Below are 26737 nucleotides of genomic sequence, written 5' to 3'. Positions count from 1 at the left end.
AACCACTTTTACCGAACCAGCCGCCGCAAGGCGGCTTTTGTCGTTCTGGACCAACCCTATCAGCGCCGCCAAGGCACCCTCCAACTCAATCTGCACGCCATCCCGGTCATGTTGGATCGTAACACGTTCGATCAAGCCCCGGATAATCTCCAAGGCCCCCGTGCGGATCGCCGGGTCTGATAGTGCCTGTGCCAGATCGGCGACCTTGGAGCGATAGAGTTCCGACAGGTTCGGGTGAAGGCGCACCGGTGAGGGCACAGGCTCAGACAGCTTCGCATCAAGACCGGCGATCTGCGCTTCAAGCTCTTCGAGCCGCGTTTGAAGGCCGGGGGTACGAATGCCCTCTGCGATTGCATCATAGAACCCATTCAGTTTGCGCGCCGCTTTGTCCCGCTCGGATTGCAGACGGGTCCGGGCTACTTCCGCTGTGCTGGCTTCTGCGTTGGCGGCTTCGCTGAAGGACTTGATAAAAGCGGCCACTGCGTCGGGCTGCATCAGGCGCCGACGAAGCAAATCCAGAACGGCGTCTTCCAGGACATTGCGCCGAATGGATTGCCTGTGCGTGCAGGTGCCGAGCTTGCGGGCAGCAGAGCAGGCGAGATAGTCGCGCCCGACTGTCGCGAGCGGCCCTCCGCAGGTGCCGCAGAATGCAAGACCGGTCAGAAGGTGCTTCTTGCGACGCTTCTCCCAAAACTTGGTTTCCTTGATGGCTTTGACGCGGGGATCAGCCTCGATCTCGCCTTGTCGCTGTTTGACCGCTTTCCAAAGTTCATCCCCGACAATCCGCAACTCGGGGACCTCCGTGATGATCCATTTGGAGGGATCGTTGAGACGAGAAACGCGTTTACCGGTCTCGGGGTCCTTGATATAGCGCAGCCGGTTCCAGACCAGGCGGCCAATGTAAAGCTCATTGTTTAGAAGGCCTGTTCCACGCATTCGGTGCCCCCGGATCGCGGTGTCACGCCACAACTTGCCACGGGGACCGGGAATACCCTCGGTGTTGAGGCGGCGCGCAATGGCTTTGGGATAATGCCCCTCTGAGAACTCTCGAAGCACCCGCCGGACAATCTCAGATTCTGCTGCGTTGATCATTCGTTCTCCTGTGACGGGTTGGCCGTCCGGCCCGAGACGCCGGACGACGTCGTAGCCATAGCTGCTGCCGCCACCGGAGCGTCCAAGCTCCACCCGCCCGCGCAGACCGCGCCGGGTTTTGTCGGCCAGATCTTTGAGGAACAGTTGGTTCATGGTCCCCTTGAGACCCACATGCAACTCACTGATCTCGCCTTCGGTCAGAGTCATGATGCCGACCCCTGCAAAGCTCAGGCGTTTGAAAATCGCAGCGATGTCTGCCTGGTCCCGGCTCAACCGATCCAGCGCCTCTGCCAAGATCAGATCAACTCGTCCTTCCTGGGTTGCATTGAAGAGCGCTTGCAGCCCGGGACGCAACATGGACGCGCCAGAGACCGCTCGATCCGAATAGGCGTCAACAACAGTCCAGCCCTCGCGTTCTGCCCGCTCCCGGCACAGTCGCATCTGGTCTTCGATGGATGCGTCTCTCTGCATCTGGCTGGAGAAACGGGCATAGATTGCGACTCGGGTCATCGACAGACCTTTTTCTTCTGGTTGATCAGATCCGCGTAGTCGCGGCCTGCTTCAATGGTTTGGGCGTGAATGTAGTGATGCTCTGCCGTTCCGAAGCTCGTATGAGCCAATATTGGTCGGATCAGCTTTGCGTGTTCCGGAGAGGAGCGCGCCAATGTCGTTGCGGCAGCATCCCGAAAGAAATGCGGTGGAATACGGCGACCCGTCAGCTTCAGGGTCTGCTCCGCGATCCGGGGGCTCAGCGCATCTTGCTTTAATGGTGCGCCTGTCCTGCCGACCCACAAGACATCGTGTTGTTGTTGGCCACGCTCCATAAAAAAGGGACGGGCTTCGTTGACATAACGACGCAAGAGCGGCTCAACGCATCTAGGAACGTCAGCCTCCCAGGGCTGCCCTGATTTGGTCAGATCCCCCGGGAGTGCGACGGTCATGGTGTCTGCTGTGACATGCAAGGATATGCCAATCCGAAGGCCTGCAAAGGCGCGTCGCCGCATCGGCATCAAGGCCAGCATGGCAATCATGGTGCCATCCCGCAGGCACATCATACGGCGCAGCGGTGTTGGTGCTTCTTCTGCATGATCCGTCGCCAGAGACATTCCCGCCTTTAATAGAACCTCGCTGGACAACACACGCCCAAGTCTGCGATCCCGATCACCCCGTCCTGCGGTGCGCTTCAATCCCGCTTTCAATCTCCGCTGAGCGGACCAGTCCTGTGTCGGGTCAGCCGCGGAGAGGATACGCAAAACGCCGTCAATGAACATCAACCGGGTCATTGGCCGGGTGTGTGAGAGGTCCCGAAGCCAAGCGGACATGCGCGGCAGAGTCGCGCGTCGAGCCGGAGGCAGTGTGATCGCCTTCGCATCGCTGGTAATCAGCCATTGCAGCCATCGGGCATAGCGCAGTTCTAACGTCTTCAACGAGGTCGCGCGTAGATGTGACAGCGCGCCGCAATCGTCGAGTGGGCCACCTTCTATCTGAAGGTTGAGCCACATCTCCCGGTCTTGCACGGGCCAATCAGACAGAGGCAGAACAAGGCTCATCAGCGACGCCCTTTCTTGGCTTCTATCAGGTCAGCAAAGGCGCGTGTTGCCGACCGTGCCTCAAGACCGGAATACATGTTGATCGTGTGGCTGACCTCCGAATGCCCGAGCAACCGGCGCGCAACCTCGTAGCCGCCGGGATTGGCTTCGAGCCAGTTCATGACCGCAAAATGCCGAAACAGGTGGGCATTCATCTCCAACCCTGTTTCTTTCCGGATCCGTTTGGAGATGCGCGCAGACAGAACGCCGGGATCAACCGAATGCTGACCATCTCTGCGGGGAAACAGCCAAGGCGTTCCAGCGGGGCAGAGTTCCGGACAGCGAGATTTGAGATGTACGTCGATCATGCGCAATACATCACGCGGGATCTCGAACTCGACAGGTCGCTCATTTTTTGTCTCGCCGTCTTCCAGAACCAGGTAGGCTCGACCATCACCGGGACGGTGCAGGTGGCGTTCCAGGTGGATGTCAGCCGGGTTCTTCACGCGAACCGGGCAGACCAGAAGGATGGCGATGGCGAGCGCATCTTCGCGGGCCAGAGCCCAGCCATACGGCTTGGAGGTGCCGCGTGGTCGCGCGAAAATCCGTTCAGGCAGAAGCAGCAGGCGCTGCTGATGCCGGTCCTCCTGCAACACCCGCAGCCGGCTTCGGTTCTTTTGGGTCATGCCATTCTGAGGTTTGACGGCCAGACGCGCTGCAAGCCCAGCCAGTGATTCCCGAGTGTGTTCGGGTGCATTGAGTATCCGGGCCAGGTTGCGGAGCAGCGCGGCGATCTCACTGATCATCTTTGAGGTCTGGTTGTTGGTGCGCGATAACATCTGGCGCAAACCCCGTTCAGCCATCGTCGGATTGATCAGGACGTCCAATCCGCCAATCTCTGCGGTCGGGATACCAGAGTGAACGAGTTCGGAGGCAAACCGAACCAACTGTCTTTGGTATTGGGACAGGGTCGCGGGTCGGAGTGCCCTGTTCTGACCGTCATCTACTAGCGGGTCCGGATTGGACAGACGATGCATCAGCTTTGCAAGAGCAGTTTGAAAAGGCGCTGGAAAATCAGTCGCTGGAAAGGTGATGACCTTTTGACGCGAATCCAGGGGCAGGGTGATCTTGGGCCATTGTGAAACACGGCGTGCCGCCAGGTTCCAGCCGTTGACCGCAGCCCGATATGCAACATCAGACGATTTGCTGATCTCATTATGCTCAAGGGCTTCTCGATAGGCTTGAGCATGCTCTTCACACACAGTGGCAGGTTTGACGCCCTGCCGGTTTAGAAAGTGCACGAAGCGGCAGAGCGCGGGTTGCAATGTCTTGTCGCCCGACGCCAGAACAGCTGCCCAGAGCGCGTGCCAATCGGGAGACAGATCATCGATCCGGTTGAAGCGCCGTTCCACCAGCCCGAAATGCGAGAGCGCAGCCCGCGCATCACTGACCGCGTTTTGCCAACTCTTTGGTGTGAGACCGAGTGTGGCTGGGGCGATTTTGGCCAAACGAGGTTGCAACCAGCGGCTATCGCAGGGCGCATCCTCTGGCGGCAGCCCAAGGGCTTTGGCCACACGGCGCAGGCCGGAGATCAAGTCGCGGCGGCGCGCGTCAGACAGAGAGGTGTCGGAGTGCAGCTGTTCGATAAGGTCGGCAAACATCGGTGTGTCGGCTTTGACGAAGGCCAATGTCAATGGAACGGGTCTCTGCTTAGTCATCGGGTTTGCGTTCCTTTGGACATGTCAGGTCTCGGGTGGACGGGTGTGGACAGGGGGTCCGATTCGGGAAAAGCGTAGCACAGAAAGTCCGAAACTTACGGGGAGGCCCTCTTCCCGAAATACACATAACACATTGACATTAATGGGCATTAATAGTCGTGAGCTCCTACCAGCACTGTGCCTGCCGGTAGGCGGCATGAGCTGCCGGATCAATGCGGATGAGGCGTCCGCCGGGGCCGACCCGGATGACCTCAAGCAAGCCTGCCGCAATCGCACGGCGCACCGTCTTCTCCGAGCAATTGTCCAGTTCAGCGACGTCTTTCACCGACAGAAGTTTGCGGATTTGTTTATTCTTTGCTTTGATCTGTGGCATCCTGATGCGCCTCCTTTTGGTCAGAGGCGTTCCGGCCCAGTTCCCGTACTGTCTGGGCAGCCAGCAATCGGACCAACTGGCCTATCGCTGTCTCGACCTGCCGGTGCGCGTGGTTGTCTGAAGGGGGTATGGCAGGAACGCGTGTCATGCCATGACCATGACAACGCAGGCTTGCTCATTCTAAGTGTATTGATTGCCCGATTCCGGCGACGCCCAACGCTCCTTCTCTTCGAGCTCAAGCTTGTCGCGAAAATAGTCAATATCCACGCGGATCGTCTAACCGCTCAGGATTTGCTCCGGTTCGGTGATGAACCTCACGACAGACTGAATGAAGTCGACGAGCGGACCTTGCCGTTGTCCTCCGGGGCGACCGTCTGAGTAAGTCGTATAGGTCAAAGGGCGACCGGCATCTTTCCAGATATAGCAGCAACTCTCGACGATGTACTGACGGCGTTTGTCGCGCGAGAACCGCTTGTCTCGTGGCGACATCTCTGCAACCGCGCCGGGTGTCTCGATGATGCGTCGAATGTCATCCATCACGTCCTGAGCAAGCGTTTTTGCGGTCTCAAGCTTTTTGAGGAGCTGTGGAAGTAGGTCTGCATCTTCTGGCGTCGATGCGAAATAAGTCGAAAGCGAGCCCAATGCGTTCCGGAGTTCTTGGGGGTCAATGGAACCCCGTTTGGCTTTCCGCAAAAGTTGCTTGAGGTGTTTTTGACCTCGTTCAATCGCTTGCGAGCGTCGGACCTCAGTCAGGTTGATTGCGATGTCTTCATCGTTATTGAGGCAGTTCCCAAGAAGCACAGAGAGTTCGCGTACGAGTTTAGTTGGCAGGTCAAACCGTTCAGCCAAGCTCTCGATCATGTCATCAGAGAGAGCACCGTGTTCGCCATAACTGCCGAGCTTCCATGACATCGAGCATTTGATCCCATCCATGTGCGGGTAGACCGAATAGTCACCATCACCATCTTCAACGTTGCCATGATCGTTCAGGCCACCGTCCAAGTTAGCGTTCATCTTATTCTCCGTTTGGCACACTTCAAGGTCAGGCCGCTCGTCCAAAAGCTTACGTTCATCAAGGCAGTACTGATTGCTCAGAAAGCGCTGGTTGAGACAAGGCGGCCCCTTCAAAGGTTGCACATAAACAAAAGAACAGGAAGAGAACAGCTTGCAAACAGGTTCTGTCTTTAATCGCTGATCCAAGACGCCCGCGCTTTCGATGGCCTACAGCGCTTCCAGACAGCTGCGGCCTCTAATGTTGGCGGCCGTGCGAAATACAAGGAACAAAAAAAGCAGATCAATACACTTGGTCAGCAAGAACGCAAAATCGGACGTTCCGAGTCGGGACGGGTCTACTCGTCTCCGTTGCGCCCGGTTTATGCTTGCTGCTTTCCCTCGCAAACGATCAAAAAAAGCGGTGACCACGGTACGTTCACGACCGGCCTCCAATTGTGAACTATGGTTCGGGGACTACCCCATCCCGCACCGACGCGGCTCCTTCTGGCCCGGGGCAGAAACGCGACTACGGAACCCACCGGCCGACCGACGTCTTCAGACACTCGTCGGACCGGGGACCGCCAAGACCGTGCGGGGTCAGAGCGGGGCAGGTGAGAAGCCTGCGGGGAAGCGGCTGGCCTCCGATAAAAGGCATCGCGCGGATACGAACCTGAAAGCGAAGGGCCTTCTCCCGCAAGACCGGGGGGAAGGAGCGGGGGCCGGATATTGTCTGGCGCAAAGGCAGGGTGAAAGTTTGCCAAAGTATGAGATCGGCAGAAGCGCAGCTCTGGCGGGTTCTCTAGCACATAACCTCAAGTCTATAGCCGCTTTTAGTAACCAACTAATCGTTCCGACAACATGTAGTGAACGACCATAATAAGCCCATTAGTACCGCCTTGGTGATTTTGCGAGCACGGTAGATACGGTGCGCGTCTTTCTACTTCTTGTGATCGCGATTGCGGTCAGCACTAAGGCACATGCCAAAGCTTGAGGTAAAGAGACGGCTTCTCCAAAAGCAAGAAAACCCACGGCAAACATCGTGGGTAGCTCGATACTTCCGACCACCGCAGTTTGGGAGGCTCCAATGACAGGCGAGCAAATCGTGTAGATAAGCTGGGGCACGAACGCGGTGACCAGTCCAATACCAGCAATGAGAAGCCAATCGGATTGTTCTCTAGGAAGAAGCTCTCCAACCTCAGTACCAAGGATGAGCGGTGTGAGGCCCAGTACAGACCCCAGAGAAACTGACGCGATTCGTGCCAACGGCGCAATCCGTGCCAACTTGTGTACGAGGACGCAAATTCCGAAGCCAAACCCAAATGGAGCGGCGAGAGATATCAACAGCGTTGGCAGATGCTCCGCAGGCACTGACGCGGGCGAACCAGCAATGACAGCCGCCACCACAATCAGACCAGCGGCCAATATGGCGCGTCGCGTGGGTGCATCGCCAAACACAGCCCAAGCAATAACTAGGGTGAACACCGGATAGGTCATGTAAAGCACACCCACTGTCGATGCGGGCAACTTCTCCAGCGCCGTTACATATCCGATCCAACCAATCCCCATTACTGCTCCGGCTGAAAGGCCCCAAGTGATCTCTCGCCATTCTTTTCGGTGCAAGATGAGAACTGGAAGCAAAAGAACTGCCGCAACAATGTAGCGATAGAATGCGACCGCATAGGGTGCGACGCCTTGCTCGGTCAGGCTGCGGCTGAAATAGGGAACCAGTCCGAAACAGATTGAAGCAAAAAGGACACCAACAACCGCAAATGCATAAGGTATGGGCGGTCGATTTCGCGCAGATGTCGTTGCCATAATCTGGAGCTACCACGCATTTGCATTTTCGTCTTTAAAGATTCTTCGAACGACAGCTTTGCCCACATAAATGCGGTAGAAAAGCGCATTGTGTCCAACGCACCCGTCAGGTCGTTTGCAGCAGTTGCTATCGCAGTGAAAATAAGTTGGAACACGAAACGCCGAACTTAGAGATGGCGATCACTTACAAAAGGTGTTGTCTCCTTGGTCGTGCTACCAGAGTGTGCTACTTAGGTTGTTTGGCGCGGCTGATCCCAAGGTGTGACTCTTGCCCTTAGAAGTGAGTAGAGAAGAGGTCTTGGAAGAGCTGGAACGTATTGTTGGTTCGAGTGACTTCGCGGTCAGCGAACGCAACAGAATTTTTTTTGAACACCTCGTCAGAAGTGAAATCGACGGCAGGGGTAAAGAACTTCATGGCACTGCGTTGGCAATGGATGTGTTTGGACGAGGCGCAGACTTTGATCCCAACACTGATCCCGTTGTGCGAACTGAAGCGGTAAAACTGAGAAAGGCATTAAGTTATTACTATTTGACCTCAGGTCGACAAAACAGGGTAGAAATATCGGTTCCAAAAGGTCGGTATCGACCCACCTTTCGCATTCGAGAATTTCAGGCAAGCGACGCGAGTTTGACTGATGAGCAAACGCCAAGGTTGCCCACGCTAGGCATTAGATCGTTCTCAGGGTCAGAGACTGCGCGTGCAATTTTTTTCCGCGATGGTTTGCCAGAAGAGATTGCATTGGAACTCGCCCGTTTCGGTTATGTCCGGGTACTTACAGGTTTTAGGGCCGAAAACTCTAAGTCACAAACCCAGGAAGAACATAACTCGCTTGAGCGCTGCGATTATGTTCTGGGAGGAACGGTTCGCGAAGATGGCGAGTGTTTGCGCATAGTTGTTCAATTGAAACGTAGAGACACCGGTGACCTAGTTTGGTCGGAGCGCAAAGACATCTTTTTGAGCAACGCCAATATTTTCGAAGCTCAAGAAGACGTCGCAAAGCGCTGCGCCGTCTGCATTGCGGATGCATATGGGTTTGTTGCAACCGACGCTGCGAGAAACGCTCAAACGCGACCAGCTTCGGACTCAAACGTGTATGAAGCTCTGTTGGCGTTCCACACCCACCTTCGCGCAAATAAAGTCAGCAGCTTGGCGCGAATGTTGGAGCTGTCGCAAGCCGCTGTCAGGGAGAACCCAACCAGTGGCTTGGCGCATGCACTTTTGGCGTTTGGATATGTTGAACAGGTAGGTGTCGGACAAAAAAGACTGAAGTCCGTTGTCGAAGATGGCCGAACTCACGCAGATAAAGCACTGGCTTTTGAGCCAAATTGCCAGGAGGCTCTGATCGCAGCAGCCGTCTATGCCCAATTGGATGGAGATAAACCTAGTTTTCTGCAATTAATTGATGCCGCAATTCGCGCCAATCCGAATGGCAATCTTCTGCTCGCTGTGGCTGGAGGATGGATTGCATTTGTCGGCGACCCCAATAAAGGCGCAGAATTGGTACGACAAGCGACGGATGCGAATCCCATGTTGCCAACTTGGACCCAGATTACACTTTGCTTGGAAGACGTTGAGAAAGGAGACTTCAAGGCCGCTGTCGAAAAAGTACGCCAAATAGATGTGCGAGACTATTTCATTGATCGTTTGATTATTTCCGCGGTGCATAGCCTCGCCGGTGAAACAGGGCTGGCCAGAGCACAATTGCCTCAAGTAAACGGCGACTTCACAATTGACGAATACATAAACGATCTACCCTTCGCGCGCGGCCTGGTTGAAATGATCCGTGCAGGGTTGGAGCGCCTTTGAATCGGTAGATTCTGGCAAGTGATGGAAGGAGACAAAACTGCTGTTTTGATTTTCGCAAAGTCGCAGGCAATTGAAAAATTCGTTGTTCTTACTCATACACAGCGCGATTTTCGAAGGTTCAACCGTTTTTTCTTGAATCGTCCAACAATCTGCAGCCAATCGTGATATTTTTGGCGTCTCTTGCGTCCGGTTGAAGACCAGTCTCGTGTTACCTGGTAGAACCTTCGCAATCCTTTGAATCACCGCCGAAAAGAGTCCGGTTGGGTCCCAGTGAGTCTTTGAACACGCAGTACATAGGCTTGCTGCTCAGCTGCATCTGAGTAAAAGAAAAACTCATGGTGCACGCAAGCAAACCGACCGTTGACCAGAAACTCTTCATAAATTTTTTGGTGTAGATCACTTAGGTCGTCAGTCTTTTGGTAGAACTTCAATATGTCATTGGGCGTTATCGAAAGAACTATGTCCCAAGCTTGTGAATCAAGGTCTTTCATTTTCTTCTCCATTCAATGTGTTTACTGTCGCTACCCTAAAACACCGGGTGCCTCTTCTTGCGGCGACCCGGTTAAAGTCGAAAGCGGCTCACTGTTGTTTGCTCGTCCGGTTCGATGGGTTCTCGCGCCCGATGCCAAACATTATGGATTGTTCTCTTTTGACCTGGTCGACAGCGTCAGTAAGCAAGGACTTTTCTGCGCTGCTTGCTGCAATCAAGTAATCTGTGACTTCGGGCAGGACGTTATTCCACGTTGGACATGCCAATGCGAACTGAGCGAAGAAGTTTGCTGTGAATTTGAACAGCCGCTCTGCGCTTGTCGCATTGGATTCTCGGGCGGCCCAAAGTAAGGTTTCCCAAAGGCCGTTTTCGAAGGCGATCAGCGCCCGAGGAGTCTTGTCAACGTAAATCTGAACTTTGTGCTTTCTGGCAACTGAAAGCTCAGACGTACGTAAGACCAAATTGTGTGCCGCAGCTGTAGTCGCCGGGTATTGGTTTCGCAGCGTCGTTAGCAGATCAAATTGTGACATCTTTTCTCTCCACCTTTCCAGTTTGTGCAAAATGAGAATGGCGGTGAGAAAGTCGACCACGGTAGCGGCGGGATGACCCTGCTGCGGGCGGCGTAAAAGTCGTCCATCTTTGCCCTTTCTTTTGACGGAGGGAGGGTGGGAGGATCTTCACCGTGGACTTGTATCGTAAAGTTCGTCTGGCTTGTGCCGAGGGCATGAGCCAACGAGAAGCGGCCCGTCATTTTGGGATATCTCGTGACAGCGTTCGCAAGATCTTGGCGTTCTCGGTCCCACCTGGATACCGGCGGTCAGCACCGATCCGGCGGCCCAAGCTGGATGGTTTTACCGGGATCATCGACCAATGGTTGTCAGAAGATCGGCAACGACCGCGCAAACAGCGGCATACGGCCAAGCGGATCTTCGAGCGACTGCGCGATGAGCATGGCTTCGAGGGTGGTTACACCATCATCAAGGATTATGTTCGGGAGCATGGTCGACGGCATCGTGAGATGTTCGTACCGCTTAACCATGCACCGGGCCATGCTCAGGCCGACTTCGGCGAAGCAGTGGTGGTGATCGGTGGCATTGAGCAGAAGGCTCACTTCTTTGCCTTGGATCTGCCGCACAGCGATGCCTGTTACGTTCGAGCCTATCCAGCGGCGACGGCCGAGGCCTGGATGGATGGGCACGTCCATGCGTTTGGGTTCTTCGGTGCGGTTCCGCAGTCGATCCTGTACGACAACGACCGGTGCCTTGTGGCGAAGATCGAGCCCGACGGAACTCGCAGACGCGCGCGGCTGTTCAGCGAGATGCTGTCTCATTACGTGATCCGGGACCGCTACGGGCGTCCTGGCAAGGGCAACGACAAGGGGTCCGTCGAAGGGCTGGTTGGCTATTCCCGGCGCAACTTCATGGTGCCGGTCCCGAGTTTTCCGACTTGGGATGCCTTCAACAACTGGCTCAAAGAGCAGTGCCGGAAGCGCCAATACGATAAGCTGCGCGGGCACAATGAGACGATTGGAGAGCGGCTTCAACGCGATCTGGAGATCATGACGCCGCTTCCCGCCCGTTCCTTCGAGGCCTGTGACCAGGCCACGGGCCGTGTCAGCTCTCTTGCCCTCGTGCGCTATAAGACCAACGACTATTCCGTGCCGGTTGCCTACGGCCATCGCGATGTCTGGATCCGCGCCTATGTTGACCGGGTGGTCATCGGGTGTGGTGGTGAGGCCATCGCGCGGCATGTTCGCAGCTACAACCGCGAGGACATGGTCTTCGATCCGGTTCATTACCTGCCGCTGATTGAGAAGAAGATAAACGCTTTCGAACAGGCGGCTCCTCTGACTGGATGGGAACTGCCCAAGGCATTCACCACCCTTCAGAAGTTGATGGAAGCGCGCATGCTGAAAGCCGGACGGCGCGAATACGTGCAGGTCCTACGGCTGCTCGAAAGCTTCGAGATGGAAGAGGTTCATGCTGCCGTGAAGACGGCTCTCCAGCTGGGAGCAATCAGCTTTGATGCCGTGAAGCATCTGGTGCTGTGTCGGGTGGAGCGGCGGCCGCCGAGGCTCGATCTGGATGTCTATCCGTATCTGCCACGGGCCAAGGTGGCGACGACGTCACCCTCCAGCTACATGTGCTTGACAACAGGTGCCTCGACATGACGGAGACACCACAGATCCTGCTGAACCACCAACTCAAAAAGCTGAAGCTGCCGACCATCCTGCGTGAATACGACAAACAGGCTCGGCTCTGTGCCGCCGAGGGCCGCGACCATGTCCAGTTCCTGGCCCGTCTGATCGAGCTCGAACTCATCGACCGGGAACGGCGGATGATCGAACGCCGGATCAAGGCAGCGCGGTTCCCTGCCACCAAAAGTCTCGACAGCTTCGACTTCACGGCGATCCCAAGCCTCAACAAGATGCAGGTGCTGGAACTGGCGCGCGGTGAATGGATCGACCGCTGCGAAAACGTCATCGCTCTCGGTCCCAGCGGCACTGGTAAAACCCACGTGGCGCTCGGCCTCGGTCTGGCCGCCTGCCAGAAAGGCCTGGCGGTTCGCTTCACGACCGCTGCCGCAATCGTCCACGAGTTGATGGAGGCCCGCGACGAGCGCCAACTCTTGAGGCTTCAAAAGCAACTCGTGAAACAGAAGCTCCTGATCATCGACGAGTTGGGCTTCGTGCCCCTCAGTAAGACCGGCGCTGAGTTGCTGTTCGAGTTGATCTCCCAACGATACGAGCGCGGCTCGATCCTGATCACCTCGAACCTGCCCTTCGACGAATGGACGGAAACCTTCGGCTCCGAGCGCCTCACCGGTGCCTTGCTCGACCGGCTGACCCACCACGTCAGCATTCTGGAGATGAACGGAGAAAGCTATCGCCTGGCACAGAGCAGGGCTCGGCAGAACTCCTAATACACAGAAAAGATTGGTCCTAACGGACCAAGACGCCTTGGCAACCGCCAGCTATTTGGGAGCGCGTTTGCCAAGGCGTCGGCCACCCAAGCAATGGACGACTTTTGCTCCGCCCCGTGGCCGACTTTCTCACCGCCGTTGACACACCAACTTAAGGCAGTATTGGAAAATGAAGAACCTGATCCACTGACGCGGTTCGTCATTCAAACCAAGATTGCACCAACCGATTGAAAATAGACGCCTTCAGTATCCAAACGACAGTAAGCATGATGGTTTCGGCAAAACTCAGGCCTTCAAGGTTCACTTTGGTACTTCACCAAAGTAGCCTCCAAAGAATGCGACCATTGCCAGCAATACGCCGACCAGTATTGCGATGACCCAAAGTGCTCCGCTGCCCTTGGCAAAATATCCCATCGAAAGCAGGCCAACTACGAATATTCCAACCAAGAAATACAATATTGTATTGTCCACCTTATCCCCCCAAACGCTAAATCAATCGCGCAAACATCTATCTCGCTCGGAAGAAACTGATCCGACTGTGGTTCGAAAGGCCATGTTAAACGGCCTGTGGTGATTGTCGGATACCATTCAGCGTGGCGAACAAAACCGGGACGAGGATCATTGTGAGCATCGTGCCCACCGTCAATCCGCCCATGATCGTGACAGCAAGACCCACCCAAAACACGTCCGGCAGCAGCGGTATGACACCTAGAACCGTGGTTGCTGCGGCCAATACGACGGGGCGCAGTCTTGAGGCGCCGGCATTCAAACCTCGGTTCGGTGAAAGTAAGTCAGACGAGGGCAACACAGCTTCAGGCATGTTAAGTTCGCGCTGGCCTTGAGGCGGCGCTAAGACGGCTTAATACAAATTGACGGTATGCTTCTATAATTGCGCTTTGGCTTTTTCGCAAATGCAGAAAATGGCATTTTTCTGAAGGTTTTTCGCTGCCTGCAGAGGTACAAGTTTGCCGTTGGGCGCCGATGGCGGCCTGCGTTGACAAACTTCGTAAGGAGGAAGCCGCGGGGTTCAGGATCAGGTCATGGGGATAGAGTGCGGACCTTAGGCAATTGGTGAGCGCAGAGTTTGCTGTCAGTCCAACTTCGTTTTCATACCTCTCTACTCATCGACTGACCTTCTCTGCCTTATACGGGTCTAGGCTTTCCCTAAACTGTTCGATGAATTCCAAAGTCACCAGTGACGGTTGCTTTAAAATCGGGCGCACCAGCGAAAGGGTGTGCGGCAACAGTGGTTTGAATGGCCGATAGCTTAAGCCCCGAGATGTGTATTGGACGGCGTCAAGTTCACTCACGACAGATACGCCAACGCCTTTGACGGCCAACTCGCAGGCCGCCGTGAACTGCCTGACTTCAATATGGGAACTCAATTCGACATTGGCATTTTGAAACGCTTTCGAAAGCCGACCGAAAAAGTCGCTGTCGCGTCGCGTGTGGATGATTTTGCTATCTTCAAGGTCCGCAGGCGTAACTTCGGAGAGGTTTTCCAGGTCATGTCCGGTCGGGAATACGCAAACTGTCCGGACGTCGATATTTGTGCTTTCGACCGCCGGGTGACCATTAAAGCTGTCTGTGATTCCGAAATCATACTGCTCGCCGATCATCCATTCGAGAATGCGTTCTGGTCTGTCTGGTTCGATCGTCAGGGTGACACCAGGCCGATTTTCCAGAAATCTGGAGACGACATCGGGTAGGTGGCTGGTGGCAAATCCGGGCAGGCAAGCGACTCGGATGTGCCCTGCTTTGCGTTTTGTGATGTCCTGACTGACATCCGAGATTTGCCTCATAAGCTCGAGAACACGTTCGACGCTGGGCAAGAGGTAACGAACCTCCTGTGTTGGCACCAATCTGCCTTCCCGGCGATCAAAAAGTTGGAACCCAAGTGACTTTTCAAGATCCGACAGCAATCTGCTGACAGCAGGCTGGCTTACCCCTAAATCGTTTGCGGCCGCTGTGACAGAGCCATTGGTGGTCACTGCCATGAGGGCTTCCATTTGCCGGACTCTCAGAATTTGACTCATTTCCGATCCTAGTCTGCTGCCTTTGTGCATAACATTGTGTTATTTTTTTATCCAGCAGATAAAGCTTGAATTATATTTCTGTAACGCTAACGTCGTGAAATCGTCATGTGTGCCGTTTACGCGTAGCGGTCGGTATTCAACGAAGCATCGAACCTGATGCATGGGAGGAATCATGAATAAGAATCTGCTAGGCGCTCTTGCCTTAACAACTGCCTTGTCCCCGGTGGCGGCAATGTCGCAAACCGAAGTTCAGTTCTGGCATGCCTTCACCGGTCGACTGGGTGAACTTGTGAAAGCGCAGGTCGAGGAGTTCAACGCCAGCCAGGATGAGTTTGTCGTGGTCGAAAGCCACAAGGGCAACTACTCGGAAACCTTGAATGCGGGGATCGCCGCATTCCGTGCCGGCGAACAGCCGCATATCCTGATGGTGTTCGAAGTGGGCACGGCAACGATGATGTCGGCCGAAGGTGCAATCAAACCGGTCTATGAAGTTATGGCTGAAAGCGGCGCTTCCTTCGATCCCGACGCATATATTGGCGCGGTCAAAGGATACTACACGACAACTGACGGTGACATGCTGTCGTTGCCGTTCAACTCTTCCACGCCGGTTCTGTGGGTCAATCGCGACGCCATGGAAGCGGCCGGTGTCGACCCGGATACGGATCTGTCCACCTGGGAAAAAGTTGGCGACGTTCTCGAGCAGCTCAAGGCTGGTGGTGAAGACTGCCCGCTGGTGACTGCATGGCAAAGCTGGATCCATCTTGAGAACCTGTCAGCCTATCACGACGTTCCGTTCGCCTCGAAGGACAACGGTTTTGCCGGTCTGGATACCGAGCTGATGCTGAACGGCCCGGCGCAGGTCGCGCACCTGACGGCAATGGGCGACTGGGCCAAGGATGGCAAGTTCATCTACACCGGGCGCAGGAACGAAGGTGGGGCAAACTTCCGGGCTGGCGAATGCGCGTTGTTTACGGAAAGCTCGGCCGGTTACGCTGGCATCAGTTCCGAGGCTGAGTTCGATTTCGATGTGCGCCCGCTGCCCTATTGGGAAGCTGTCACGAGCGAGCCGCAGAACACCATTATCGGTGGCGCATCGCTTTGGGTGATGGAAGGTCATGACCCTGAAGAATACAAGGGCGTCGGCGAATTCCTGAGCTTCTTGTCGTCGTCCGACGTGCAGGCCGCCTGGCACCAGGACACCGGCTATCTTCCGATCACGGCTGAAGCTGGCGAAGCCACCCGCGCTGCGGGTTTCTATGACGAAAACCCGGGAACCGACATCGCGGTGATCCAGATGACTGCGAAGGAGCCGACCGCAAATTCGAAAGGTCTGCGTCTGGGGTCGTTCGACCAGATTCGCGGGATCATCGACGAAGAGCTTGAGGCTGTCTGGTCCGGTGAAAAGACCGCTCAGGAAGCGATGGACAGCGCAAAAGAACGCGGTGACGCGCTGCTGCGCCGGTTCGAATCCGCCAATCAATAAACCACAATCCGATGCGGGCTCTACAGAGCCCGCATTCTCTTTCTTCGGTGGACCATCAGGATGGAAAAACGCGTCACCTTTCGCGGCTGGCTGTTGCCATTGGCGCTGATCGCCCCTCAGGTCATCATTTCCGCAGTATTCTTTTTTTACCCTGCCGGTCAGGCTGTTTGGCAATCTCTGTTCATACCTGATCCGTTTGGGCTGTCGTCCCAGTTCGTGGGGCTCGGCAATTTTGAGTTCCTGCTGAGCGACAAGTTCTACCGCGCCTCTTTCGTGACAACAGCCGTGTTTTCGACGCTCGTCACGCTGTGTTCGATGATCCCGGCCTTGTTTCTGGCGGTTATCGCAGACCGCCTGATCAAGGGGTCGGGTGTTTATCGGACGCTGCTGATCTGGCCCTACGCCGTTGCGCCTGCGGTGGCAGGTGTGCTGTGGCTGTTCATGTTCAACACGCGCGTTGGGGTCGTGTCGTGGTACCTCGGCCAGCTTGGTTATGACTGGAACCACGTTCTGAATGGCACCGAGGCCATGGGGCTTGTGGTCGTCGCCTCTGCCTGGGGGCGCATCAGCTATAACTTCCTGTTCTTTTTCGCAGCGTTGCAGTCGGTCCCAAGGTCGGTGATCGAGGCTGCCGCAATTGACGGCGCACGCTTCTGGCGCCGGTTTTTCACAATTGTTCTGCCGTTGCTTTCGCCGACGGCGTTCTTCCTGCTGGTGGTGAATGTCGTCTATGCCTTCTTTGAAACATTCGGCGTCATTCACACAATCACTGGCGGCGGGCCACAGCAGTCGACGACTATTCTGGTTTACAAAGTCTTTTCGGATGGGTTCGTCGGACAGGATCTTGGTTCGTCTTCGGCACAATCTGTCATTCTGCTGATCGTCGTTGGCCTGCTGACCGTCATCCAGTTCAAATACGTGGAAAAAAGGGTGCACTACTGATGGCAGCCCAACAACACGGAATGGTCGAAAAACGCGGCATGGGGATCTGGTTGACTCATGGCCTGATGATCCTTGGCGTCTTGATCATTTTCTTCCCGATCTGGCTGGCATTTGTCGCCTCTACTGTCACCCAGCCTGAGATCGTGTCACCGCCCATGCCGTTGGTGCCGGGTGATCAGTTCTGGGAGAACTACAAGGCCGCGCTGTTTTCCGGCGTGAATGTCCCGGTTGCGACGATGCTGTTCAACAGCCTCGTGATGGCCATTGGGATCGCAGTGGGCAAAATCGTGATTTCACTGCTCTCTGCATTTGCGATTGTATATTTCCGCTTTCCCGGACGGACGACTTTCTTTTGGCTGATCTTCCTGACGCTTATGCTTCCGGTCGAGGTTCGTATCGTGCCGACTTTTGAGGTCGTCGCAGGGTTCGGAATGCTCAACAGCTACTATGGGCTGATCTTCCCCTTGATCGCCTCGGCCACCGCAACCTTCCTGTTCCGCCAGTTCTTTCTGACAATCCCGGATGAACTGGCCGAAGCCGCCCGCGTAGATGGGGCCCGACCGATGCGGTTCTTCATCGATATCGTGGTGCCCATGAGCCGCACCAACATCGCGGCGCTGTTCGTGATCCTGTTTATCTATGGCTGGAACCAATACCTGTGGCCGCTACTGATCACGACTGATCCAGAGATGAATACCATCGTGATGGGCATCAAGCAGATGTTCCCGTCCGGCGATGATGTGGCCGAATGGCCGGTCATCATGGCGACGTCCATTCTGGCGATGATCCCGCCGGTCATCGTGGTGGTGTCGATGCAAAAGCTCTTTGTCCGCGGCCTTGTCGATAGCGAGAAGTAAGAAATGGCAACAGTATCCCTAGAGAATGTCAAAAAGAGCTTTGGCCCGACGGATGTGATCCACGGTATTGATGTCGATATCGCCGATGGTGAGTTCATTGTGATCGTCGGCCCCTCTGGCTGTGGTAAATCCACACTGTTGCGGATGGTGGCGGGGCTGGAAACTGTCACGTCAGGAGAAATCCGGATCGGTGATGAACGGGCCAACGAAAAAGAGCCTATGGACCGGGACATTGCCATGGTGTTCCAGAACTATGCGCTCTATCCGCATATGTCGGTGCGTCAGAACATGGGTTATGGCCTGAAAATTGCCGGGTTGCCCAAAGATCAGATCGATCAAAAAGTGACTGACGCCGCAAAGCTGCTGCAGTTGGAACCCTTGCTGGACCGTAAGCCCAGACAGTTGTCAGGCGGACAGCGTCAGAGGGTGGCGATGGGGCGGGCCATCGTCCGCGAGCCGGCGGTTTTCCTGTTTGATGAGCCGCTCTCGAACCTTGACGCCAAGCTTCGAGTTCAGATGCGTCTTGAAATCCGCGAACTTCAGGAAAAACTCGGTATTACCTCACTTTACGTTACACATGACCAGGTCGAAGCCATGACAATGGCGGACAGAATGATCGTAATGAATGGAGGCATCGCCGAGCAAATAGGAACGCCGCTGGAGGTCTACGAGACCCCTAAGACGCTGTTCGCGGCGCAATTCATCGGCAGCCCGGCGATGAATGTTTTTGAAGCGCGGCGCGAAAACGGGACAATCCGGATCGGCGACATCGCGGTTGGCCCGTCTACAGGTCCAGATGCCGCCGTAAAGCTGGGCATAAGGCCAGAGCACCTGCTGCTGGATGAAAGCGGTCCGCTGGAAGCTGCGATTCAGATGGCGGAACCGCTTGGGGCAAATACGCTGTTGCACGGCCACCTTACGGGTTCTGGCGACACGATCACGATCAGCCTTCCAGGTGTTCACCCGATCGAGGGTCGTCATCCGAATATACGGTTCTCGGTTGCACCAGAGAATATGCATTTGTTTGACCACGCAACGGGCAAAAGACTGGAAAACTAATGGTGTTCCCTCAGGTCGAAGCATTTCGCGGCGGCAAGGATTTGATCCGGGTCGTAGGTCATCGGGGTGCGCGGGGCGTTTTGCCTGAAAACAGCATGATCGGTTTTGACTTCACACTTTCCATTGGCGTCCCGCTTCTTGAGTTTGATGTCGTTCTTACGGCTGACGATGTCCCCGTCATCACACATAACCACCGGCTTCACGCTCCGACTTTTCGGGACGCCAGTGGCCGTTTCTTGGTAGGAGAAGAGCCAAAGGTTTCTTCGCTGACCGTCGAGCAGATCCAGCAATTCGACGTCGGACGGTTGAACGGGCAATCGGCTTATGGTCGTCGGTTCCCTGATCAAGCCCAACTGGACGGCATTCGCGTTCCCACGCTGTTGGACTTGCTGAAACTTGTTGGTGAACCGAGATACGGTGATGCCAATCTTATGCTGGAATTAAAATCTGACCCCGATTTGGCCCACGATTCATCTTACAGGCGGAAATTCGTTAAACGTGTGCTGCAGGAGCTTCGTGCCACAGGCTTGGCATCGCGGGCTGTTTTGCACAGTTTCGATTGGAACCTGTTGGAAGAATGTCAGCGTCAGGCGCCTGATCTGCCGTCTTCCTACCTGACTCAGCTCCCGGAAAATGCCGACGATGTCGGTGAGGATTCCTCGAAAGCTGTTTGCCCGGATTTTCGGGGTCGACGGGATGAAATTCCAAAACTGGTCAAGCAGGCCGGGGGTGCGCTTTGGTGCCCCTATTTTGCGGATGTGACCGCAGAAAACGTGTCGCTTGCGAAAGAACTGGGCCTTTGTGTTGCTGTGTGGACGGTCAATGACCCTGAAGAAATAAGCAGAATGATCGATCTGCGCGTGGATGCAATTGTGTCAGATTATCCAGGCCGGGTTCAAAGGCATCTGTTGGATGCGGGCATGGGATGGCACGTCGATACGCAAGCACAACTTGACCGGACACAGACGTCGTAGACATCTGGCAATTCTTAGTTTTCAGAAAGACGATCTGAATGGATTGGTTAGATCACCAGTTTAAATCGCCTTAGGGGCGAAACCCATATAGGCTGGGCAAACGAAACGAGCCTCAGCTTTGACCGTGCAACTTTTTTGTGAAGGCCTCGAAGCCCCCTTCATCGCGTCTCGTGCTACGGAGCGCTAGATCATACCGTAGGCTTGCCCATCATTGGGTGGAAAAGGGGCATCTTTTTTGCATTTTCAGATGATTAAGCTGGACCCAAAGCAGAAAGCCTTGCCGGAAAAAGACGTAAATACAGCGCTCTAGATCAGCTTCAGGATGCGACATTCCGCCGCGCCCTTTGATTCAAGCAGGTATATCTATGGTAGTAACATTGCCGTGAGCGTTTTCATCTTAGGCGAGCGAGATAGATATGACAGATCAATCCATCAGCAGCTCGAAAGACGCAGCCAAGCGTGAATGGCTGTCCTTCTTGTTTATTACGTTGGTGTTTCTGCCCGGAATTACAGTCCTTGGGGTCGGGGCTTACGGGTTCACCGTATGGATCCTTCAAATCATTTACGGCCCGCCAACTGGATCTCTTTAAACCCAGAAAATGAACCGAGGAGCACGTTCTTATGTCTCTGAAGTCTACATTGTCATCCTTCTGGAATACGGTGTCCCGACCTGCCACAACGATCAGTCTGGGCGTGATCAGTCTGGGTGGCTTTATTACCGGGATAATTTTCTGGGGCGGCTTCAATACCGCGATGGAGTTTACCAACACGGAAAAGTTCTGCGTTTCCTGCCACGAGATGCGTGACAATGTCTATGTAGAGCTTCAGTCCACGGTCCATTGGGAAAACCGAACCGGGGTCCGTGCCACATGTCCGGATTGTCATGTACCGCATGAGTGGACCAACAAGGTTGCCAGAAAAATGCAAGCGTCGAAGGAAGTCTGGGCGGCTGTATTCGGCACCATAAATACCCGCGAAAAGTTCGAGGCACGCCGCGCGGAATTGGCAAGACACGAATGGGCCCGGCTGGAGGCAAACAACTCGCTCGAATGTCGGAACTGTCATGATTACGACAGCATGGATTGGGACGCGATGTCGGCCGAAGCGCGGTTCTATATGAAACCGGCAGCCGCGCTGAATACAGGCTGCATCGAGTGTCACAAGGGCATAGCTCATCACCTGCCTGACAATGTGGCCGTGGGCAGCCCGGCCATGGCCAAGCTTGAAAACAAAGCCAATTCAGGCAGCGTCTCGGTCGGCGAAGACTATTTCGCCATTCGTGACATCCCTGTTTATGACAGCGCCGAGGGTTCGGAGCCGGTGGGTAACCTGACACTCGGTGCTGCCGTCGAAGTTTTGGATGAAAGTGGGGACCGTGTTCAAGTCGCACTTAAGGCGTGGCGCAAGGATAAAGGGTTTGGGCGCGTCATATTTGATGAATTTGGGCACAATATTCGGGTTGCCGTTTTGTCGAAGGACACGGCTCAGAACGCCGAACTGGTCGAAGCTTCCGCACCTCAGACGGATGATGCGACGGGGCTAGATTGGGCACCTGTCACGGTAACGCTTTGGTCGGACAAACAGGGGTATGTGGATGAGATTGACGAACTTTGGACGGTGGCTGAGGAAAGCTACACCGCCAACTGCTCCACTTGCCACGCACAGCCGGATCCGGATCACTTCGGGACCAACTCCTGGCCTGCGCAGTTTAACGGTATGGTCGGGTTTACCAACATGGACGAAGCCCAGGCCAATTTGGTGCTGACCTACCTGCAAAAACATTCCGCTGACTATGGCGGCTCTCACTGAGGAGAAAACCATGTCAACGCGTCGTGATTTTCTGAAAGGCACAGGAGCAACAGGGTTGTCCGCACTATTGGGACCCAGCCTGCTTCAACCAGCGACCGCTCGTGCAGAGCAACTGACATCTGCCGGTATCTGGAAAACATCAGGCTCACACTGGGGTGCGATCGAGGCCCTTGTCAAAGGTGGTCAGGTGACCGAGGTTCGCCCGCTTGCCGACGATCCGCACCCGACCGATATGGTGAACGGCATCCAGGGCCTGATTTATTCACCGTCCCGTGTCCGCTACCCGATGGCCCGTGCAGAATGGCTGGATAACCGAAAAGACGCGGACCGAACCACAAGGGGCGACAACCGCTTTGTTCGTCTGACCTGGGATGAGGCTTTGGACCTGTTCTTCGAGGAAATGGAGCGTGTTCAAACTACGCACGGACCTTCCGGGCTTTACGCTGGGGCGACGGGCTGGCGGCAGACCGGCCAGTTCCATTCCTGCATCAATCACATGAACCGTGCCGTTTCGATGTACGGCGGCTATGTGAAAAAGGCGGGCGACTATTCAACTGGCGCAGGCCAAACCATCCTTCCTTACGTGCTTGGGTCCACCGAAGTTTATTCGCAGGGAACCAGTTGGCCACTGATCCTGGATAACGCCAAGACTATCGTTTTCTGGGCGAATGACCCGCTGAAAAACCTGCAAGTCGGCTGGACCTGCGAAACACACGAACCATTTGAGTATTTTGACCAGCTGCGGGACAAAATCGTGGCAGGCAACATCCGGGCCATCAGTGTGGACCCGGTGCGAACCAAAACCCAAAAGCACATTGGGGCCGAGCAACTCTACATCAACCCGATGACAGATGTGGCTTTCATGCTGGCACTGGCGCACACGCTCTATACCGAAGGTTTGCACGACGAAGAGTTTCTGAATGTCTACACGCTCGGGTTCGAGCCTTTCATGACCTACGTCATGGGCGAGGCTGAAGATGGTGTCGAAAAGACGCCCGAGTGGGCAGCGCCGATTTGCGGTGTCCCGGTTGATACGATCAAAGAGTTTGCCCGATTGCTTGCATCGGACCGAACGCAGCTCGTCTTCGGTTGGTCCGTGCAGCGGCAACAGCATGGCGAACAGCCGTATTGGATGGGTGCGATCATCGCGGCCATGTTGGGCCAAATCGGACTGCCCGGGGGCGGCATCAGCTACTCTCATCACTATAGCGGTATTGGCGTGGCGCCATCGGGCGCCAGCATGCCCGGGGCTTTTCCTCTGAATTTGGATATTGGCGTTGATCCTGTGCGGTCCGACGACAATTTCCTGGGTGCCAGCAGTACAATTCCTGTCGCCAGATGGATCGACTGCCTGATGAACCCTGGTGGAACAGTCGAACACAACGGGCACACAGTTACGTATCCGGACATCCGAATGGCAATTTTCACCGGATGCAATCCGTTCCATCATCATCAGGACCACAACAAAATGCGCGTGGCTATCCAAAAGCTGGAGACCATTGTTGCGATTGACTATGCGTGGACCGCTACGTGCAGACACGCCGACTTGGTCCTGCCTGCCTGCACCCAATTTGAGCGGAACGACATAGACAGCTACGGCTCATATTCTCGTTCCGGCGTAATCGCCATGAAGAAGCTGGTCGATCCGCTGTTCCATTCCAAAACCGACTTTGAGATTTTTTCGCTGTTCTGCCAACGCTTCGGTCGCGAGCAAGAATACACCCGCGGCTGGGACGAAATGGAGTGGGTTGAGAGCCTTTATGAGACGACCCGTAGCGCAAACGAGGGTAGCTATGAGATGCCACCTTTCGAAGAGTTCTGGGAAAAGGGCATGGTTCGGTTTGAACGGGGCGAACCTTGGGTCAGGCACGCCGATTTCCGCGAAGACCCTGAAATAAATGCGCTCGGAACGCCTTCAGGATTTATCGAAATCTCCAGCCGGACGATCGGCAACTATGGCTATGACGATTGCGGAGAACACCCCAAGTGGATGGAAAAAGTCGAACGGTCTCATGGTGGTCCTGGGTCTGACAAGTTTCCGCTATGGCTGCAATCCTGTCATCCGGATCAGCGCCTTCATTCGCAAATGTGCGAGAGCGACCCGTACCGCGCAACATATGCGGTAAAGGATCGAGAGCCTGTGTATGTAAACCCCGAAGACGCGGCCGACCGAGGAATTGAAGACGGCGATATCGTGCGGGTTTTCAATGATCGCGGTCAATTGTTGGCCGGCGCTGTTCTGAGCGATGACTATCCAAGAGGCGTAATCCGCATTCATGAAGGTGCCTGGTATGGACCGGTCGATGCCACACCCAACGCTCTCGACACGTATGGCGACCCAAACACGGTCACTTTGGATGTGGGCGCCTCGAAACTGTCACAAGCGACATCTGCAAATACCTGCATCGTAGAGATGGAGAAGTTTGAAGGAGAAGTTCCACCGGTAACAGCCTTTGGCGGACCCATCACCGTATGAAGGAAGTTTCTCCGGATCTGATGCGCTTTCTGTCGACGGGATTCGCGCGCGAACTTGACGTGGCAACCATCAATGCATGCCATGGCGGGGTCGCTGACGAGCTTTTGAGTGATGTCGTTGAATCAGATCAACTGATCCGGGAAATGAAAAAGTGGTCTGACCCGCAGACCATCCAAAAAGAACTCGCAATCAGTTACGGAAGCGTATTTCTGGCCGGTGGCAGGGAAGCCGCCCCACTATATGCCTCTGCTTGGCAAGGGTCGGGGAGCCTCATGTCTGCCCCACATTGCAGAATGCAATCATTGCTAAAGCAAGCCGGAACAGAAGTGGCCAATGGCTTCTCTGAACCGGCCGATCATCTGGCCATAATGCTCGAATATCTAGCGATGTGTTTGGAAGGGCGCCCCGGCGCAATAGACGCCGCGCGATTTGCTGCTGAAGACATACTGCCTTGGTACAATGGCTTCGCGACAAGGGTCCAAGGGCATCATTTGTCTGCACCGTTTTACGTGTCGCTCGTTAGCCTCACCGAAGCGGTGGTTGAGGACTGCGCTTCTTAGTCCATCCAATAATTCGACGGATTACGTAGACCTCAAGGGCCTGGTCCAAGGGGTTACTTCCGTGAGGGCAGCAGAGTTGAAAAATCAAGAATTGGAATTTGAATATACATTATGTTGTAGTATCCTTCTCCCCAAGGGGTAAATATTGATGGACGCCACGGGAGGGGATGGTGAAGTATTTTAAGTCGATGCTCGCAACGACGCTAACTGCAATGCTGTTGGTATGTCCCAACCTGAGTATTGCAAATCAAGTCTCGAAACAGATTGAAGCGTTTCTGGTGTCAAGCGACAACGCTGGTAGCGCACTTCCCAACAGCAAAAGCCTGAATGCGAAGGTCCTGGTGCCGCGTTTCTACGAAGAACGGGGCTTTGCGCCGGTATGGACACGCGATGAACTGGTTGACGAACTTTTTGAAGAGTTGGATGGGGCCATTGATCAGGGGTTCAGACCCGATGACTTCAAACTAGACGAACTTCGAACTGCCTTAAAAACCTCACAGGGTGGGGATACCTCGGATCAGGCTTTCTTCGACATTCTGGCGACCGATGCCGCCGTTAAACTTGTGCACCATCTGGTGTTTGGGAAAGTTGACCCAAACGCACTGGACGACGACTGGAACTTCTCAAAACCGGTAGTTCAACAAGATCCAGCCACGGTATTGAACCAGTTTCTTCAGGGGGAGGGCTTTAGCGCATTAATTGAACGCATCGACATCGACAACGCCCAATATGCGATGCTTGTTGACGCACTGAGAAAATACAGAGCCATCGCATCTCAAGGGGGCTGGACCAAAGTTCCCGAAGACACTGTTCTGAAGCCGGAAGTGGTGGATCCGGCCGTTGCAAAACTGCGCGAAAGGCTTGTGGCAGAGGGTTATGCTGGAGCAGACGCTTCGTCGGAAACCAACCAAGATGGTGAAAACCCGGCTTGGGTTTACGACAATAACCTGGTCGAGTTGGTCAAGAGCTTTCAAAGTCGCCACGGGTTGGAAGCAGACGGGGTTATTGGCGGCAAGACGTTCGGGTCACTCAATAAACCCGTGGAAGACCGTGTAAACAAGCTGCGTCTCAGTCTGGAACGAGGCCGTTGGCTGATGCGGGAAATCGACGACGAGTTCGTGCTGGTGAACATTGCCGGCGCCCGCACATATATGGTCAAATCGGATGGCACGCTTTGGACCACCAGGTCGATTACGGGGTCAGCCTATAGAAAGACCCCGGTGTTCCGGGATGAAATCGAATACATGGAGTTCAACCCGACCTGGACCGTTCCCGCTTCGATTTTTCGCAAAGACAAGCTGTCTCGCATCCGCCAGGATCCGACCTATCTGTCGCGTAACAATTACGTGGTGCGGAACAAAGACGGGCGGACAATTCCTGCCAATCTTGTGAATTGGGGGGCAAAGAACCCCGGCGTCACGCTGGTTCAGCAACCGGGCCCGGACAATGCGCTGGGTTTGGTCAAGTTCATGTTTCCCAACAAGTACGCGGTGTATTTGCATGACACCAACGACCCCAGTCTTTTTGACCGAAACGAAAGGAACCTCAGTTCCGGCTGCGTTCGCCTTGAGTATCCGTTCGAATTCGCAAGCCTTCTGATGGAAGGGGAGCCAGACTGGAGCCGACAAAAAATGCAATCCATTCTGGATAGCGGAAAGACAACCCGCATCAACCTGCCCGAGCCGATGCCGGTTCTCCTGACTTATTGGACTGCGTGGGTTGAGGATGGGGTCGTTCACTTCCGCGAAGACCCATACGAACGGGATGCGCGCATCCTTGCGGCTTTGGACCGCTGAGTGCGC

24 protein-coding genes are annotated in these 26737 nt (G+C 55.0%); 13 read left to right on the top strand and 11 right to left on the bottom strand.

All coding sequences use genetic code 11. From position 1 onward, the window contains the following. From ACR0J2_RS16745 to ACR0J2_RS16720, 6 genes are all read right to left on the bottom strand, one after another. The coding region (locus ACR0J2_RS16745) for a recombinase family protein (RefSeq protein ID WP_480813299.1) at nt 1-1602 on the bottom strand (1602 nt) is incomplete at its 3' end. After that, on the bottom strand, nt 1599-2642 hold the full coding sequence (locus tag ACR0J2_RS16740) for a tyrosine-type recombinase/integrase (RefSeq protein WP_480813298.1): 1044 nt from the start codon (nt 2640-2642) through the stop codon (nt 1599-1601). The genes ACR0J2_RS16745 and ACR0J2_RS16740, both read right to left, overlap by 4 nt. Continuing rightward, the gene (locus ACR0J2_RS16735) at nt 2642-4339 is read right to left on the bottom strand and encodes a tyrosine-type recombinase/integrase (protein ID WP_480813297.1); all 1698 of its coding nucleotides are present in this window, start codon (nt 4337-4339) and stop codon (nt 2642-2644) included. Before ACR0J2_RS16735 ends, ACR0J2_RS16740 begins: the two co-directional genes overlap by 1 nt. 166 nt (nt 4340-4505) lie before the next feature. Then, entirely contained in the window at nt 4506-4712 is a 207-nt protein-coding gene (locus ACR0J2_RS16730; protein ID WP_480442453.1) for a helix-turn-helix domain-containing protein, read from the bottom strand. Nucleotides 4713-4988: 276 nt separating this feature from the next. Then, complete coding sequence (locus ACR0J2_RS16725) at nt 4989-5912, bottom strand: hypothetical protein (RefSeq protein WP_480813296.1); 924 nt, start codon at nt 5910-5912, stop codon at nt 4989-4991. Nucleotides 5913-6590: 678 nt separating this feature from the next. Continuing rightward, nucleotides 6591-7520 carry a DMT family transporter gene (locus tag ACR0J2_RS16720; protein ID WP_480813295.1) on the bottom strand — a complete coding sequence of 310 codons (930 nt, stop codon included), beginning with the start codon at nt 7518-7520 and terminating at the stop codon, nt 6591-6593. Between the two features lie 298 nt (nt 7521-7818). Here ACR0J2_RS16720 and ACR0J2_RS16715 point away from each other — a divergent pair, with 298 nt between their 5' ends. After that, nucleotides 7819-9327, top strand: coding sequence for a hypothetical protein (locus ACR0J2_RS16715; protein WP_480813294.1), 1509 nt, complete (start codon nt 7819-7821; stop codon nt 9325-9327). Nucleotides 9328-9566: 239 nt separating this feature from the next. Here ACR0J2_RS16715 and ACR0J2_RS16710 read toward each other — a convergent pair whose 3' ends face one another. Both ACR0J2_RS16710 and ACR0J2_RS16705 read right to left on the bottom strand, forming a co-directional pair. Beyond that, nucleotides 9567-9818: a hypothetical protein gene (locus ACR0J2_RS16710; protein ID WP_480813293.1), complete on the bottom strand. Its 252-nt coding sequence runs from the start codon at nt 9816-9818 to the stop codon at nt 9567-9569. Nucleotides 9819-9906: 88 nt separating this feature from the next. Continuing rightward, complete coding sequence (locus tag ACR0J2_RS16705) at nt 9907-10347, bottom strand: hypothetical protein (protein WP_480813292.1); 441 nt, start codon at nt 10345-10347, stop codon at nt 9907-9909. Nucleotides 10348-10499: 152 nt separating this feature from the next. Here ACR0J2_RS16705 and istA point away from each other — a divergent pair, with 152 nt between their 5' ends. Both istA and istB read left to right on the top strand, forming a co-directional pair. Further along, on the top strand, nt 10500-11987 hold the full coding sequence (gene istA, locus ACR0J2_RS16700; protein WP_475220839.1) for an IS21 family transposase: 1488 nt from the start codon (nt 10500-10502) through the stop codon (nt 11985-11987). Further along, nucleotides 11984-12739 carry an IS21-like element helper ATPase IstB gene (gene istB, locus ACR0J2_RS16695; RefSeq protein WP_475220840.1) on the top strand — a complete coding sequence of 252 codons (756 nt, stop codon included), beginning with the start codon at nt 11984-11986 and terminating at the stop codon, nt 12737-12739. Before istA ends, istB begins: the two co-directional genes overlap by 4 nt. A 300-nt stretch (nt 12740-13039) precedes the next feature. Here the strand turns inward: istB and ACR0J2_RS16690 are convergent, their stop codons facing one another. From ACR0J2_RS16690 to ACR0J2_RS16680, 3 genes are all read right to left on the bottom strand, one after another. Next, a complete protein-coding gene (locus ACR0J2_RS16690) occupies nt 13040-13210 on the bottom strand; it encodes a hypothetical protein (protein WP_480491952.1) in 171 nt (56 codons plus the stop codon). An 85-nt stretch (nt 13211-13295) separates the two neighbouring features. Next, nucleotides 13296-13472 carry a hypothetical protein gene (locus ACR0J2_RS16685; RefSeq protein ID WP_480813291.1) on the bottom strand — a complete coding sequence of 59 codons (177 nt, stop codon included), beginning with the start codon at nt 13470-13472 and terminating at the stop codon, nt 13296-13298. A gap of 388 nt (nt 13473-13860) precedes the next feature. Beyond that, nucleotides 13861-14775: a LysR substrate-binding domain-containing protein gene (locus ACR0J2_RS16680; RefSeq protein WP_170617196.1), complete on the bottom strand. Its 915-nt coding sequence runs from the start codon at nt 14773-14775 to the stop codon at nt 13861-13863. A 172-nt stretch (nt 14776-14947) separates the two neighbouring features. Here ACR0J2_RS16680 and ugpB point away from each other — a divergent pair, with 172 nt between their 5' ends. The 10 genes from ugpB to ACR0J2_RS16630 all read left to right on the top strand — a co-directional run bounded on the left by ugpB (nt 14948) and on the right by ACR0J2_RS16630 (nt 26731). Continuing rightward, nucleotides 14948-16258 carry a sn-glycerol-3-phosphate ABC transporter substrate-binding protein UgpB gene (ugpB, locus tag ACR0J2_RS16675; protein WP_480491949.1) on the top strand — a complete coding sequence of 437 codons (1311 nt, stop codon included), beginning with the start codon at nt 14948-14950 and terminating at the stop codon, nt 16256-16258. 60 nt (nt 16259-16318) lie between these two features. Continuing rightward, complete coding sequence (gene ugpA / locus ACR0J2_RS16670; RefSeq protein ID WP_170617192.1) at nt 16319-17200, top strand: sn-glycerol-3-phosphate ABC transporter permease UgpA; 882 nt, start codon at nt 16319-16321, stop codon at nt 17198-17200. Between the two features lie 20 nt (nt 17201-17220). After that, complete coding sequence (gene ugpE, locus ACR0J2_RS16665; RefSeq protein WP_480813301.1) at nt 17221-18057, top strand: sn-glycerol-3-phosphate ABC transporter permease UgpE; 837 nt, start codon at nt 17221-17223, stop codon at nt 18055-18057. Nucleotides 18058-18060: 3 nt separating this feature from the next. After that, nucleotides 18061-19116: a sn-glycerol-3-phosphate import ATP-binding protein UgpC gene (locus ACR0J2_RS16660; RefSeq protein ID WP_480813290.1), complete on the top strand. Its 1056-nt coding sequence runs from the start codon at nt 18061-18063 to the stop codon at nt 19114-19116. Beyond that, a complete protein-coding gene (locus ACR0J2_RS16655; protein ID WP_480813289.1) occupies nt 19116-20090 on the top strand; it encodes a glycerophosphodiester phosphodiesterase family protein in 975 nt (324 codons plus the stop codon). The genes ACR0J2_RS16660 and ACR0J2_RS16655 overlap by 1 nt, the downstream gene beginning before the upstream one ends. Nucleotides 20091-20506: 416 nt before the next feature. Beyond that, a complete protein-coding gene (locus ACR0J2_RS16650; protein ID WP_170617186.1) occupies nt 20507-20680 on the top strand; it encodes a periplasmic nitrate reductase, NapE protein in 174 nt (57 codons plus the stop codon). Nucleotides 20681-20711: 31 nt separating this feature from the next. Continuing rightward, on the top strand, nt 20712-21899 hold the full coding sequence (torC, locus tag ACR0J2_RS16645) for a pentaheme c-type cytochrome TorC (protein WP_480441195.1): 1188 nt from the start codon (nt 20712-20714) through the stop codon (nt 21897-21899). 10 nt (nt 21900-21909) lie between these two features. After that, complete coding sequence (torA, locus tag ACR0J2_RS16640) at nt 21910-24375, top strand: trimethylamine-N-oxide reductase TorA (RefSeq protein WP_480813288.1); 2466 nt, start codon at nt 21910-21912, stop codon at nt 24373-24375. After that, nucleotides 24372-24935, top strand: a complete 564-nt coding sequence (locus ACR0J2_RS16635; protein WP_480813287.1) for a molecular chaperone TorD family protein — start codon at nt 24372-24374, stop codon at nt 24933-24935. The genes torA and ACR0J2_RS16635 overlap by 4 nt, the downstream gene beginning before the upstream one ends. A gap of 170 nt (nt 24936-25105) precedes the next feature. Beyond that, nucleotides 25106-26731 (top strand): L,D-transpeptidase family protein, encoded by a 1626-nt coding sequence (locus ACR0J2_RS16630; protein ID WP_480813286.1) that lies wholly within the window; start codon nt 25106-25108, stop codon nt 26729-26731. Nucleotides 26732-26737 lie beyond the last annotated feature (6 nt).

This window comes from Ruegeria sp. CG4 (assembly GCF_056537185.1).
The sequence above is the reverse complement of the archived record's forward strand: the minus strand, read 5'-3'. Positions and strand labels throughout refer to the sequence as shown.